Below are 12,746 nucleotides of genomic sequence, written 5' to 3' on the forward strand. Positions count from 1 at the left end.
CTGAACTTCGCATTCTCGTGAATTCCTTCAGGAAGCACGTAAATTGGCTACATGTATCGGGGTGGTGGCGGCTCAGCCGGTATGCAGCACAACTGTAATCCTGGCGTTGGTAAAGCAACGCTATGGTGCGCCGCTTGGCTAATGATCAACTGCGAACACTGCCTCTCTGTGCACAGAAAGCAGGCTGGTTGCATCAGGCCGTAATTATCGGCCTGAGGTTGTGTTTCCCTTCGTTAAAAAAATGGCACCCTCTGTTTAATCCCGCATGATGGTGCTAAGGTACGCGTTCAATAAATAAGTGGCCCGAAAGAGTTTGGTCATGGACGTAATCGGAATCATCATCTCAGCGGGGAAATCTTCCGTTGATGTCGCGCTGTATACGCTACTCCCCATCATGGTCGTGATGCTGGTCATCATGAAATTTCTCGAAGTCAAAGGCGTTTTGGACATCGTCGTTAAGTGGATGACGCCATTGTTGCGGCCCTTCGGGCTTAGCGGTATGAGCACCTTTGCCATGATTCAGCTCAACTTCGTGAGTTTTGCCGCACCACTGGCCACGCTATCGATCATGGAGAAGCGTGGGGTATCCGACCGCCATCTGGCGGCGACGTTAGCGATGGTCTTCGCGATGGGGCAGGGCAACACGTTTTATCCGTTAACGCCTTTCGGCTTGCACTGGGGCGCCGCGATCGCGATCTCCATCATCGGTGGGTTGAGTGCGGCAGCGTTGACCTACCACTGGCTGGGGCGAAAGCTGTCAATGGCGGAAGGTGCCCGTTTAGAGGCGGCGCGGCCAGAAGAGCAGACGGCCCGCGGGATTATCGGGATTATCAATGGCGCAGGTTCAGACGCCATCCGGTTGGCGATGGGCTCGGTGCCGATGTTGCTCTTATCGATGGTGATCGTAGGCATGCTGACAGCGGCTGGGGTAGTGAGTGGGCTGGAGCATTTGCTGTCGCCGCTGCTGGCGGCGATGGGGATCCCAGAGGTATTCGTTATGCCGACGCTGGTGAAATGTCTGGCAGGCGGCACCGCCTACTTCGGCGTGATTTCTGATCTGGTTCAGCAAGGCAAAATTACCGCTAGCCAAATTAACGCCTCTTCAGGGCTGTTGGTACAAACTTTTGATTTACCTGGGATTGGCATATTTCTCGGCGCTGGATCGCGATTCACCCGGGTTTTCCGCTATGCCGCACCGGGCGCGATGTTCGGCATTTTAGTGCGCACGCTTCTGCATCTGGCACTTTTTTGATACAACAGCGGTGACGGCGTGTTCCTATCAGGAAGATGTGAGAGGGATATTCATTTTGTCTGGTTTTTGTTAAGACCATCAGCCTGACATTCATCTCAATATCGTTATCAGTTATGATGTTAACCAAGCCACAAAAATCTGATAGGAAGATGTTGCCAACATGATTAACCGTTTCACCCTGATTGCCATCACCGCTGCGCTTACGTTGACCGGATGTGCGAAGATCACCGCGGCAACTTCAGCGGCCAAGTCCTCGGTGAGTGCAGTATTGACCCCGGCGGAAGCTAAAATCGTCGATTTTTCTACCGGACCTACGCTGGTCAGCGTTACTCATGTTGCCACGCCGGCAGACGATGGTGAGCCGATCTACGTCACGGTTGATGGTATTGATGCGGGTATTCTTGCTATTGGCCAAACCGTTGAGTTGCACGTCAGTGAGGGCAAACATAAAATCGGTGGTTATGCGCGTTCTTTAGTGGGCCGTGTAACCATTCCTGCGGTAGAGGTGACGACGGAGCCGCACACCAAGCAGCACGTTAATTATGCCATAACGCGTAAAACGCCTAAATTCACCGTTGGGCCGTCTACGAAAGTGATCGTTAGCGCCCCGGTTGCTGCAACGGCCCCGGCTACCACGCCTTCAACGGCGACGGCTCCGGCCGCAACAACCACGCCTTCAACGACGGCGGCTCCGGCCGTAACCACTACGCCAGAAACGACATCCACACCAGCAGCAACCACGCCGACGACGACCTCGACGCCAGCAACAACATCAACGCCGACAACCACCTCAGTGCCAGAAACGACAACCCCGGCGACGACCACCGAATAGCCTCAACGTCAAGGTGCGTCGTTGTTGTTCAATGAAATCTTGGTATGCGCCTTGCTAATGCCGCAGGGCAGCATATGAGGATCAGGAGGATGAAACGATGCCTTTGAATCCAACCATTGCGCTTATTGGGCCAGGCGCTATTGGCACGACCATTGCGGCGGCGCTGCATGAGGTGGGGCGTACGCCACTCCTTTGCGGGCGTACTGCGCATTCGCAGTTGGAACTGCGCTACGATGGCGGCCAGATTATTGTTCCTGGGCCAGTGCTTACCCATCCGACGGAGAGTGCCCACCCGTTTGACCTGGTTTTTGTTGCGGTAAAGACCACGCAGATTGATGCGGCCGCGCCGTGGCTGGCCGCCTTATGCCATGAGCGCACTGTGGTGTGCGCGCTGCAAAATGGTGTTGAGCAGGAGAGCCTGCTTGCACCTTACGTATGTGGCGCTACGGTATTGCCTTCGGTAGTCTGGTTCCCGGCACAGCGTGAACCGGATGCTTCCGTATGGTTGCGTGCTAAACCGCGGCTCACTTTGCCGGATTCCCCGCCGGCGAATTTGGTGCTCAGCGCGCTTAGTGGCACACGTTGTTCAGTCGAGCTGGCGGCGGATTTCACCGCTATCGCCTGGCGCAAACTGCTTCAGAACGCGGTGGCGGGGTTGATGGTGCTGGCGAACCGCCGTGCCGGCATGTTTACGCGCCCCGATATCACCGCACTGGCGTTAGCGTATTTGCGTGAATGTCTCACCGTTGCGCGAGCCGAAGGCGCAACGCTAAGCGATGACGTGCCGCAGGAGATTGTGGATGGTTTTCATCGCGCCCCGGCTGATTTAGGCACCTCGATCCTCGCCGACCGACAGGCGGAGCGCCCGCTGGAATGGGATATTCGTAATGGTGTGGTGCAGCGCCGTGGGCGTATGCACGGTATCCCGACGCCGCTCAGTGATATCATCGTTCCTCTTCTTGCGGCAGGTAGCGACGGGCCGGGGTAATCATTCAGATGAGTCATTCAGGCACTCGCACACCAGTGCAGACCATGTTGAAGCGTGGCGTGTTGGCTTGATCCCCAGAGCGACAAAGAAAGAGGTCGTTATGAATTTATCTAGTGGTGTAATCCACGATCTGAATATGCTGGCAGATTGGCTTTCACCTGACGAACTGGCTGTTTCTGAAAGTATCAGTCCGGATCTGCTCATCCTGGCAGGCCATGCGATCATGCCTAATATTACCGGCGCTATGCGGTTTATTGCTGAAACTGGTATCTCGGTACTTTTTAGTGGGGGGATTGGGCATTCAACGGCGCTTCTGCGGCAGGCGGTTAAAAATAATCCCCTGACCACTGCCATTGAAATCGAAAATAAAAGTGAGGCAGAGATCCTTGCGGATATTGCCGAGCGAATTTTCGGCATACCGAAAAATAAGATTTTTGTTGAGAATCAATCAACCAACTGTGGGCAGAATGCTGATTTCAGTAGGGAGCTGATATTGCAGCATAATTTGTCGCCATCAACGATCATCCTTGTGCAAGATCCACTGATGCAACGCCGGACTTATGAATCTTTCGAATTCAGTTGGAAGAAGAAAAATATCGCGGGGCGTTTTATTAACTGGCCGGTTTTTAAACCCCATTTAATCATGGCAGGCAACAAGCCGATTATTACTGGCGCGCAATGCTACGGCGCATGGGCGCTTCATCGCTACATCTCAATGATATTAGGTGAGGTTAAACGTCTTCGAGATGATGTGTCTGGTTACGGCCCATTAGGGGCAGGATTCATAGGCCATGTTGATGTTCCTGAAGAAATCGAGTATGCGTGGCAGCGTCTCATCGGAGATAGCAAACTGGTGGAAATCGTTCGCTAACGGCTCGCCTGATGGTATTACGTAATCGCGCTTCTCAATGTTGTTGGCATCGCGCTGACAGGAATAGGTTGAAATCAGTATCTACTGGTAAAAACGAAATAGAACCAGCTTTACTCGTATTTTTACCAGCACAGTTACGCAGCTTCAGCTTCGAGTGGGTTTTAACCGGCGTGTGTAGACGTGGGGGAAGGAATAGCCATTGATAAAAAGCAAAAAACCAGACGCCCGTAGGTATCTGGTTTCTCTAAAATGGCTCCTCTGACTGGGATCGCCTATCGCTTTTCATTGAGGCGAAAAACGGCAGGGTCAGTCCCGATAATAGCGCCAGCATCAATTGATGCTGTTGCGTAATATCAATAAAGGCCAGCGCGCCATTCACCATCGGCGATAGCGAAGCGGCAAGCTTATTTAACATCATGGTGCCTCCTTTATTGGCAACTCACCCCAACGCATCTGAATTAATAATTATCGATTTTTCAGCGGTTGGCTTGCCAGGCGTCAGGGCAGTGACGAACAAAAGGGCTATATTCTGTGGCGGTTGGTTTCAGTGTCATGTCTTCTCTGAAATCATCATTTTTATTAAATATAACCTCGGGCCATGCTTGAAGGTTGATGAGTCGGTTTTCAAAATTCAGGACTTCCTTCTTAAGGCGTAAATCCTGCTCCATCTGGTCGTGATCTTCTAATCCGCCACGAACACCATAAATCAGATAAGGTTCCAGTATGGTAAACCCGATATACTGCAAGGCCTGCATTGGCGGCCACAACATTAATTGCATATTACCATCACGTCCATTATGACCGCATGCATTAGCCGAAGAGCCTGCTGTTACCGTCAGCAAAGCCCGCTTTCCCTTCATGACACCGTTTTCATGACGATGAGTGCTATCGTAAAGCCCCCCGTATACGAATACTCTGTCCATCCACCCTTTTAATACGGCTGGCATTCCAAACCACCAGAAGGGAAAGTGGAGTATGAGTACATCCGTATTTTTCAGTAACTCTACATGCCTTTTAATTTCTGATGGCAGTTTTGCTGCCTTCCAGTGGTGCCGTTGCTCTTGCATTGGATCAAACTTTTTTACGTTTTTCCTGTCTTGATAGTGTATTTTTCTCTCGAAGGGATCGAAATTTTCTTCATATAAATTAATCATCTCAACATGACATCCTTCTTTATAGAAAACTTCAGAGGCTTTAGCGGCAAGATGGGCGTTAAATGAGCTCGGCTCAGGGTGCGCTGTCACAATCAGTACATTCATAATAAATCTCCATAACGATATGTACTGGTATATTGTTGTGTTTAGATTTCATTTGCAATTACGTACCTAGAGGTAACCACTACAATGGCTTTTCCTGGCGATGTTTATTCAGAGAAGTGTTCGGCGCGTGATGCACTGGCATTGATATCGGGTAAGTGGGTGATGCTCATATTGCCGCTTTTAGCTACAAAACCGATGAGAAATGGGGAGTTATTACGCAAAATAGAAGGCATCTCCCAGAAAATGCTTACTCAGACCTTGCGGCAACTGGAACGGCACGGTTTGGTTGAGCGGTATGACTATTTCGAAAAACCGGCCTGCGTCGAATATCGTCTCACTGACGTAGCGTATTCTCTTGTGGAGACGCTTGCCTCGCTGGACCGATGGGCGGAAAACAATTTTCCAGCGCTTGATGCTGCGCGCGAAGAGTATGACGCAAATAATGACCTTTAGTGGTTTTATCGTGCTTAATTCATGCTTCAACGTTAAGTATCAACGGTTGGGACGTTTCTTTAGCTATCAGTTATCTTTCGTAATATCACAGAAGAAAATCGGCATGGTCAGCACGCTGGACAGGGACGCCTGCTGCACGGAGGGAAAGCAGGCGAATGACGCTGAGTGTAATGCCGGCAGTTGCACCAGCTCCGGCGTATTCTCGCTGAAGGCCGTAACATACGGGCTAGACTCATGAGAAATGTCCGTTATCAAGTTTTTTCTGTAATGGTGACACCGTAAAAAGTTCAAATGCACCAATGGATTAGGCTAATTTCAATGTCTCGGTGTCTTTTGCTGTCGATGAGCCAAGGGCCACATAAGGACCGATGTAGAGACAAGCCCGAGGGCATCCGTCATTGCGTCAGCGTAGTCAAAGCGGGAACAGGTTCTCCACAATGAAGTCCACGAAGACCCGAATTTTCGGCGACAGATGCCGACTGGACGGCCATAGAACATGGAACACCATTTCCGCTTGAGTGTAGCTATCCAGTACCGTCATCAGGTGGCCTTCCTGTAGTTGTTTGCGTACGGCAATCTCAGGGATACAGGCGAGTCCTAAACCTTGTTCTGCGAAGCACAGTTGCGGGTCAAGGGTATTCGTCACCATGCTGGCGGGTAGTTCAAGAGCAGGCATATCGGCTGTTCGCCCCAGCGGCCAAACGTCCAGTTTGCCGGTGCTGGGAAAGCGATAGAGCAGGCAGGCGTGGTTTGCCAGGTCTTCGGGCTTGAGCGGGATGCCCGCCTTCTCAAAATAGGCCGGAGCGCCAACGATGACCTTGCGGCAAGCTCCCAGGCGCCGCGCAATCAGGCGGGAATCGCTGGGCGTTCCTGTGCGGATAACAGCGTCGAAGCCTTCCTCAATGACTTCGACCAGCCGATCTGAGTAGTCAATGTCGAGTTCAATGGCGGGATAAAGCCGCTTGAAATCTCCCAGCCTGGGCATGAAAAACGTCCCGACGGACGGCAGGCTGATGCGCAGCTTGCCTCGTGGTGCTTCGCGGGTCTGCATCAACTCCGCTTCGGCGGACTCGACTTCGGACAGGATTCGGCGGCAGCGTTCCAGAAACAGCGCGCCCTCTGGCGTCAGGCTAACCGCGCGAGTGGATCGGTGGAACAGGCGCACGCCGACCCGCTTTTCCAGTCGGGCAATGGCTTTGCTGACCGCTGAGGCTGAGATGCCCAACTGCTGTCCCGCAGCCGTAAAGCTGCAGGATGCGCTAACACGAACAAAGACATCAAGAGAACCCAAGTTCTCCATATTGCACCGTCCTATTGATGACTTTAAAGTCACAAATATTGTGTACTGTAGCCCATTTTTCTTTTATATGCAGTCCCTCACTATTGCGATGGCGTGCTCTGCAAAGAGCAAGAACCACTGTGAATTGAGGAACGGATTGATGAATCAGATGACTGCATCTGCACTGCACAAGAGCCCCGAACGATTGCCCATAGGAGGGTTACTGGCCTTGGCGATGGCAGCCTTCATTACGCTGCTGACCGAGATCATGCCGGCGGGCTTGCTGTCTTCCATCGCCGAAGGCTTGAATGTGCCTGACAGCCTGACAGCCTGACAGGCCAGTTCATCACGGCCTATGCTGTAGGGGCTCTGGTCGCGGCCATTCCCATCACCGCCCTGACTCAAGGTATGCGGCGGCGGCCATTACTGTTGGTAGCGATCCTCGGCTTTGCCCTTGTGAATTTCGTGACCGCGCTTTCAAATAACTACAGCATTTCGCTGGTAGCACGCTTTTTCGCGGGGGTTTTCGGCGGCATCGTTTGGTCGTTGCTGGCAGGCTATGCGGTACGTATGTCGCCGGCCCGTTTCAACGGGCGTGCCATTGCAATTTCCGGGGCTGGCGCAACCATCGCGCTGGTGCTGGGCGTGCCGCTGGGTGCATTGCTGGGCCGGGTTATTGGCTGGCAAGGCGCTTTTGGTCTGATGACCGGGCTGGCCTTGCTGCTCATCGTCTGGGTGTTGGCCGTCGTGCCGGACTTTCCTGGACAGAACCGGGAACAGCGTCAGTCCTTGGCTGGCGTCTTCATGAAGACTGGTATCCGCTCCGTACTGTTCGTGGTGTTTACTTTCGTGGTGGCCCACAACATTCTCTACATCTATATCGAGCCATTCCTTCAGTCCTCGGGCCTGTCCGCGAAGGTGGATCTCGTACTGTTTTTCTTTGGTCTGGGTTCCATCGTTGGCCTGTGGATCGTTGGCGCTATGGTGGACCGCAGGCTGCAATTACTGTCTGTCGCCAGCATCGCCGTATTTGCTGTTGCATCCTTGCTGCTTGGCTTGTGGGGCGACAACCCACACATGGTTTATCTGTCCGTTGTGGTGTGGGGGCTTGCTGTAGGTGGATTCGCCACGATTACGCAAACCGCTTTGTCTCGCTTCGCCGGAGATTCGGTGGATGTGGCCCAGTCTATGTACACAACTGGCTGGAATACGGCGGTTGCTGCTGGCGGAGTTGTTGGCGGCATCTTGCTTGATCGGACGGGTTCAACTTCCTTCGCATGGGTGACGATTGGCATCCTGATCGTTTCTTTGCTTGGGACGGTCTTTCTCATGAATAAAGCATTGGTACGTAAGCGCTGAAAAAGCCCCATTTCCTAATAGCCTCATAGGGGCCTGTAAAGAGGGATGCGGGTCAGGTTTCGCAATGCACCGGCATATGCCGATCTACCCCGGTTCTTGGCTCGCCATTGCCGCGCGTTCGCGCGCCTCGGCTTCGAGCTCCGCCGTGGTTTTTTGCGCGTCTTCCAGGGTAGATTTATCGGTCATTTGGCCTCCAGCGTGACTGCGGGGGAGACGGTATCGCCGTTAGCCACGGTCGCGTTGCCGAATGCCGTGTTTTCAATCCCGACCGCCGCATTGCCGTAGCGCAGCACCAGGCGCGGCGACAGAGAACGCACCACCATTAATACCTTTCAGAAGGGCAATGAAGCGTCGGGTTTTCAGTTCTGTTATCGGCAGATTACCGATCGCCGGGAAGATGTGATTGTTCATACTGGCAAGCAGGCGGCAGGCGGGCGGCATGGTTCTCCGACCAGGTTCTGTTGCTTTTATGCTAGCTCAGCGCCACGGTCTTGAAACTCTTTGCTGGTGAACGAGCCGCTTTTTCAGCGGCTCGTTGCTGCACAGGGTTGATATTCTGCGCCAGCAGTTTGCGGATGCCGTCGCGCTGTTGACGAGCATCAGCCAGAGAGACATCAGGATAGGCACCTAAGCCGAGGCGGGATTCTTTTTTATTGATACGATATTTGAGATACCAGAGACGTGAACCGCCTGGATTAACCAGTAGGTACAGACCGTGAGAATCGGAAACTTTGAAAGGTTTAGCGGATGGTTTTAAGTTGCGGATTTTTGAGTCGTTAAGAGACATTTGGGGGTCACTCCGTCATCGAACCAACTTGACCCCAAATCTGACCACCAAATTCTCCCGATGCGGAGGGAAAACTGAAAATGCACCGGGAAGACTTTTCACGCTAACTTATTGAATCTGAATCATATAGGGATTCGCAAAGCGGCATGACAACAAGAATTTGGCTCCTCTGACTGGACTCGAACCAGTGACATACGGATTAACAGTCCGCCGTTCTACCGACTGAACTACAGAGGAATTGTGTGAACGGGGCGCATCATATCCAGCCCCCCGAAGAGTGTCAACGCAAAATTGGCAAATTCAGCGCGACTGCTCAGCATCTGAACAATGCGCGGGTGGTGAGCAGCGCCAGGATTAATTATCGCCCAGGCTGCACTGTATACGCGCCAGCGGATCCTGCTTGTAGAAACGGCTGAAATGCTGGTACAGGGCAGGGAAGCGGTTGGCCAGCAACTCTGGCGCACTGAAAAAATACTCCGACAGCACGGCAAAGCATTCGGCGGGATCGGAAGCGGCATAGGCATCCATACTGGTTGCCTCTTCACCCACCATATCAATCTCTTCTTGCAGATTGTCCATCGCGGCGTGCAGATCGTGCTCCCAGGCCGCGACATCGCGCATCGGGATGGGGGGAATGCCGGTGGCAATGCCGCCGTTGCGCATATCCAGCTTGTGGGCGGCTTCGTGGATCACCAGATTAAAACCAGAGAGATCAAATGAGTCTTGCACATCTTGCCAGTTGAGTACGATCGGCCCTTGCTCCCAGCTCTGGCCCGATTGAACCACCGGCCCTGTGTGCACCAGGCCGATGTCGTCTTGCCATTCGTCCTCAACAACAAAAGGCGAAGGGTAAAGCAGGATTTCGTTGAAGCCATCCAGACATTCAGCCCCGAGTTCCATCACCGGCAAGGCGAACAGCAGGGCGATGCGCGCCTGCATTTGCGATGTCAGCGCCAGGCCTTGTAACGGCACAATACGTTTGTTTTGCATTAACTGGCTGGCAACGGCAATTAACCGCCGCTGTTCTTGTTCACTCAACAGAGACAGCAGGGGGATTGCCAGGGCATCCTGCCAAGAGGCAAGCGTTTCCGCTTGCGGTTGGTTTGCTTTCCACGGCCATTTAATCATCGTGTTGCTCGTAAAGTCGTCACTTGAACATCCGGCTGGGGGCTTTCTCTACAAAAGTGCCGTAAAATGGTGCATGATAGCAAGCACTTATTGGAGAGATGCCGGAGCGGCTGAACGGGACGGTCTCGAAAACCGTTGAAGGGGTAACCCTTCCGAGGGTTCAAATCCCTCTCTCTCCGCCATTATTCAATCACTTACGCGCTAACTTTTCTGTGATAAGTATCGCAATGAGAAAAAGTGAGAAAATCCGCGCAGAAAAAATACCCACCCGTTTGCATAAATATTCATTTTCTGCTGCGATCTGGTGTCGGTGCTATCATGATTTTTCGATCATAGGCGAGCACTGGAGCCTCTGTCTTATGCCCGCTGAATTTCTGCTTACCTTTGCTTACCCCATTCACATACCTGAGTAAGCGCTTGGGGACGGACTCGCTGCGTCGCCACGTGATTCGGCCATACGGCCTCAACCTTATAGGGCCAGCGCTAGCGCTGTTCAAATACGCTTTTGCGTTTTGTCCTGCAACTCAATTATTTAGAGTATATGCTGGACGTAGAGTTCGAAATGGATAGATATGTCCAGAAAGAAAACGTTTATAGCCTCAAGAAAAAGCATAATAAATTATTTTATTGAATATCGGTGCTCTTAGGAATAGTTGTGAAAACCACATTGCTAAGCAATAGTTGCATTTTCCTTTGCAACTGAAAAATGAGGGCGCTAATTGATATCCAGAAGCCTTACGGCAGGATGTCGAAAGAGAATATACACGTCATCCTTAAGGTTACCTTTTGTTGGCTGTGTTTAGAAACCCCGTTACAGCGTTATTTATACTTCCTGGGATTCCCTCACTTGCCGCCTTGATGCATCTTGAATGATTTTGTGTATACACCGATCCCAGTGTACAGCTTATGTCGTTGTTATTTCACGTGGGTAATAATACCCGGTATAATGATGTGGTTATTTCGCTGTCGCCAATGAAAGTAAGCCAGACGGATATTTTGATGCTGGATTTAACGGAAGTATTCAGGAGTGTTCTCGATATATCATTTCATTAGCTGTGATAATTAAGCGATAAATTTGTTGTGGGATTCAAAAAATAGATTTAATCTGCCAGCAGTGGTTATTTAGCCACACAACTTAGTGATAGGTATGGTATTTGTCGCATAAAGGCATGGAAGTGTTATCCATGTCACGGTAATGATTCACCTGCTCTCCATTAGCAGTATTAGTATTGCTGTGATAGTAAGTAAAAAATGGGGGGCAGTTCCCGACACAACGGAAGGAGGGGGGGATACGCACTATGCAAGGGTATGCTTTATTTACTTTCGCCGTTCTGGCGTTGACAGGATGTGCTGATAATCAAACTATCGGGATAGAAAAAAAGCCGAAGACTATGCCTGATATGAATCAGGGCGTAGGCCCTGTACAACGGCGGGCTATTATGTCTGGAGAAAGACCAGATTGGTCTGATCACTATCCGGTGCCAAGAATACCAAAGAAGAATAGCCAATAGAAAATCTACTCGCAGGCGGTATGTTGCGGTATGTTGCGGTAGGTGATCCTCTGGCGACAACTCGCATCAATCACAAGGCTGCACTTCGGTGTGGCCTTTTTCGTTTCTACCGCACGCCGATTGGGGAATGCCCGGCAGAGGAAGGATATGAGAATGCAGACAAGCCCAGGCGTGTTGGATACTGAACTTTTACCCGGCTCAATGAATAGAATTCTATATGACGGTTCGTGTAAACCACATCGAAGACGTGGTTTTTCTGGTTACAATGAGTTGGTTTTTCGTTATGTGGTTACTTAGCAGGTTCAAGGATTGGTGCGTTGTTGTACAATTTCGCGCATTCTTTCATCGATGCCTTGGCGATATTAGCAGCGGGTATTCTTTTGTCGATGCCCATGGCGGTAACTGCCGGTATTATATGGGTGGCCCACATCGGCTTTGACCGTGCGCTAGGCTATGGCCTTAAATATTCCACAGGCTTTGGCGTTACACATCTGGGCCCCATCGGCCGTGCGCGATCTGGCACCTGACAACCGGGCCTGATTGGCGCGCTAATGCGGCCAAGCTTTATTTGGCATTAACAACACCTGATTGTTTCAGTACCTCTTATCCGGCCATTTTAACCCTCCTGGTTATTCACTACACTCACCAGACACCATGCATACATTGAGGGAAAAATAATGAGTATTTACATTGTCAGAATGGATCACCCAGCCGGAACAGAGTGGAATACGTTTGTTCGGGAACACGTGCTCTATCTGAAGGATCTTATTCAGAAAGGAAAGCTCATTGCCTCCGGCCCCCTGAAAAATACCCCGTTGCGTGCAGGATTTCTCATTTTCAAGGCGGACACCGTTGAAGAAGTAAAAGCGATGATTAATACCGATCCGTTTTCTCGGGAAAATCTCATTACGGAACTGGATATTCAGGAGTGGGATCCTTTGTTTGGTCATCTGGCTGAATTATCCAGCGGAGCGACAGTCAGCGAACTGCAAGATTTATTGGACTGAAGCGTATTCACGGGGGATGG

Annotated in this window: 11 protein-coding genes, 2 tRNA genes and 4 pseudogenes; 10 read left to right on the forward strand and 7 right to left on the reverse strand. The window is 51.4% G+C overall.

Annotated elements, in window-relative coordinates; genetic code table 11:
* Positions 1 to 319 precede the first annotated feature (319 nt).
* The 4 genes from ABFX35_RS05140 (at position 320) to ABFX35_RS05155 (ending at position 3,943) form a co-directional block, all read left to right on the forward strand.
* Positions 320 to 1,252, forward strand: a complete 933-nt coding sequence (locus ABFX35_RS05140; protein WP_346079597.1) for a nucleoside recognition domain-containing protein — start codon at positions 320 to 322, stop codon at positions 1,250 to 1,252.
* Between the two features lie 160 nt (positions 1,253 to 1,412).
* The gene (locus ABFX35_RS05145) at positions 1,413 to 2,084 is read left to right on the forward strand and encodes a hypothetical protein (protein WP_346079599.1); all 672 of its coding nucleotides are present in this window, start codon (positions 1,413 to 1,415) and stop codon (positions 2,082 to 2,084) included.
* A gap of 97 nt (positions 2,085 to 2,181) precedes the next feature.
* On the forward strand, positions 2,182 to 3,072 hold the full coding sequence (locus ABFX35_RS05150; protein WP_346079600.1) for an oxidoreductase: 891 nt from the start codon (positions 2,182 to 2,184) through the stop codon (positions 3,070 to 3,072).
* Positions 3,073 to 3,172: 100 nt separating this feature from the next.
* On the forward strand, positions 3,173 to 3,943 hold the full coding sequence (locus tag ABFX35_RS05155; protein ID WP_346079602.1) for a YdcF family protein: 771 nt from the start codon (positions 3,173 to 3,175) through the stop codon (positions 3,941 to 3,943).
* A gap of 259 nt (positions 3,944 to 4,202) precedes the next feature.
* Here the strand turns inward: ABFX35_RS05155 and ABFX35_RS05160 are convergent.
* Both ABFX35_RS05160 and ABFX35_RS05165 read right to left on the reverse strand, forming a co-directional pair.
* Positions 4,203 to 4,361 (reverse strand): annotated as a pseudogene (locus ABFX35_RS05160) (hypothetical protein); the annotation flags it as partial.
* Between the two features lie 58 nt (positions 4,362 to 4,419).
* Positions 4,420 to 5,202, reverse strand: a complete 783-nt coding sequence (locus tag ABFX35_RS05165) for an NAD(P)H-dependent oxidoreductase (RefSeq protein WP_346079603.1) — start codon at positions 5,200 to 5,202, stop codon at positions 4,420 to 4,422.
* An 84-nt stretch (positions 5,203 to 5,286) separates the two neighbouring features.
* Here ABFX35_RS05165 and ABFX35_RS05170 point away from each other — a divergent pair, with 84 nt between their 5' ends.
* Complete coding sequence (locus ABFX35_RS05170; RefSeq protein ID WP_346079605.1) at positions 5,287 to 5,655, forward strand: winged helix-turn-helix transcriptional regulator; 369 nt, start codon at positions 5,287 to 5,289, stop codon at positions 5,653 to 5,655.
* A gap of 412 nt (positions 5,656 to 6,067) precedes the next feature.
* Here the strand turns inward: ABFX35_RS05170 and ABFX35_RS05175 are convergent, their stop codons facing one another.
* Positions 6,068 to 6,955 (reverse strand): LysR family transcriptional regulator, encoded by an 888-nt coding sequence (locus tag ABFX35_RS05175; protein ID WP_346079607.1) that lies wholly within the window; start codon positions 6,953 to 6,955, stop codon positions 6,068 to 6,070.
* Positions 6,956 to 7,094: 139 nt separating this feature from the next.
* On the opposite strand from ABFX35_RS05175, the gene ABFX35_RS05180 reads away from it, so the two are divergent.
* Complete coding sequence (locus tag ABFX35_RS05180) at positions 7,095 to 7,268, forward strand: hypothetical protein (RefSeq protein ID WP_346079609.1); 174 nt, start codon at positions 7,095 to 7,097, stop codon at positions 7,266 to 7,268.
* A 53-nt stretch (positions 7,269 to 7,321) separates the two neighbouring features.
* Positions 7,322 to 8,293, forward strand: a complete 972-nt coding sequence (locus tag ABFX35_RS05185; RefSeq protein ID WP_346080858.1) for an MFS transporter — start codon at positions 7,322 to 7,324, stop codon at positions 8,291 to 8,293.
* A 182-nt stretch (positions 8,294 to 8,475) separates the two neighbouring features.
* Here ABFX35_RS05185 and ABFX35_RS05190 read toward each other — a convergent pair.
* From ABFX35_RS05190 to mtfA, 4 genes and pseudogenes are all read right to left on the reverse strand, one after another.
* Positions 8,476 to 8,619 (reverse strand): annotated as a pseudogene (locus ABFX35_RS05190) (P-type conjugative transfer protein VirB9); the annotation flags it as partial.
* Positions 8,618 to 9,080 (reverse strand): annotated as a pseudogene (locus ABFX35_RS05195) (tyrosine-type recombinase/integrase); the annotation flags it as partial. The pseudogenes ABFX35_RS05190 and ABFX35_RS05195, both read right to left, overlap by 2 nt.
* Positions 9,081 to 9,241: 161 nt before the next feature.
* Positions 9,242 to 9,317: transfer RNA gene (locus ABFX35_RS05200), tRNA-Asn, on the reverse strand.
* A 117-nt stretch (positions 9,318 to 9,434) separates the two neighbouring features.
* Positions 9,435 to 10,208 (reverse strand): DgsA anti-repressor MtfA, encoded by a 774-nt coding sequence (gene mtfA / locus ABFX35_RS05205; RefSeq protein WP_346079611.1) that lies wholly within the window; start codon positions 10,206 to 10,208, stop codon positions 9,435 to 9,437.
* A 92-nt stretch (positions 10,209 to 10,300) separates the two neighbouring features.
* Here mtfA and ABFX35_RS05210 point away from each other — a divergent pair.
* From ABFX35_RS05210 to ABFX35_RS05220, 3 genes and pseudogenes are all read left to right on the forward strand, one after another.
* A tRNA-Ser gene (locus ABFX35_RS05210) sits at positions 10,301 to 10,390 on the forward strand.
* 1,619 nt (positions 10,391 to 12,009) lie between these two features.
* A pseudogene (locus ABFX35_RS24150) lies at positions 12,010 to 12,246 on the forward strand (DUF4260 family protein); the annotation flags it as partial.
* A 150-nt stretch (positions 12,247 to 12,396) separates the two neighbouring features.
* Positions 12,397 to 12,726 carry a YciI family protein gene (locus tag ABFX35_RS05220; protein WP_346079613.1) on the forward strand — a complete coding sequence of 110 codons (330 nt, stop codon included), beginning with the start codon at positions 12,397 to 12,399 and terminating at the stop codon, positions 12,724 to 12,726.
* Positions 12,727 to 12,746 lie beyond the last annotated feature (20 nt).

It is taken from the genome of Gibbsiella dentisursi (assembly GCF_039539505.1).
GTDB classification, from domain to species: domain Bacteria; phylum Pseudomonadota; class Gammaproteobacteria; order Enterobacterales; family Enterobacteriaceae; genus Gibbsiella; species Gibbsiella quercinecans.

Bases quoted from the DNA above. Each gene is read 5' to 3' on its own strand.
- ABFX35_RS05140 (WP_346079597.1), top strand. From the start codon at position 320: ATGGACGTAATCGGAATCATCATCTCAGCGGGGAAATCTTCCGTTGAT.
- ABFX35_RS05145 (WP_346079599.1), top strand. From the start codon at position 1,413: ATGATTAACCGTTTCACCCTGATTGCCATCACCGCTGCGCTTACGTTG.
- ABFX35_RS05150 (WP_346079600.1), top strand. From the start codon at position 2,182: ATGCCTTTGAATCCAACCATTGCGCTTATTGGGCCAGGCGCTATTGGC.
- ABFX35_RS05155 (WP_346079602.1), top strand. From the start codon at position 3,173: ATGAATTTATCTAGTGGTGTAATCCACGATCTGAATATGCTGGCAGAT.
- ABFX35_RS05165 (WP_346079603.1), bottom strand. From the start codon at position 5,202: ATGAATGTACTGATTGTGACAGCGCACCCTGAGCCGAGCTCATTTAAC.
- ABFX35_RS05170 (WP_346079605.1), top strand. From the start codon at position 5,287: ATGGCTTTTCCTGGCGATGTTTATTCAGAGAAGTGTTCGGCGCGTGAT.
- ABFX35_RS05175 (WP_346079607.1), bottom strand. From the start codon at position 6,955: ATGGAGAACTTGGGTTCTCTTGATGTCTTTGTTCGTGTTAGCGCATCC.
- ABFX35_RS05180 (WP_346079609.1), top strand. From the start codon at position 7,095: ATGAATCAGATGACTGCATCTGCACTGCACAAGAGCCCCGAACGATTG.
- mtfA (WP_346079611.1), bottom strand. From the start codon at position 10,208: ATGATTAAATGGCCGTGGAAAGCAAACCAACCGCAAGCGGAAACGCTT.
- ABFX35_RS05220 (WP_346079613.1), top strand. From the start codon at position 12,397: ATGAGTATTTACATTGTCAGAATGGATCACCCAGCCGGAACAGAGTGG.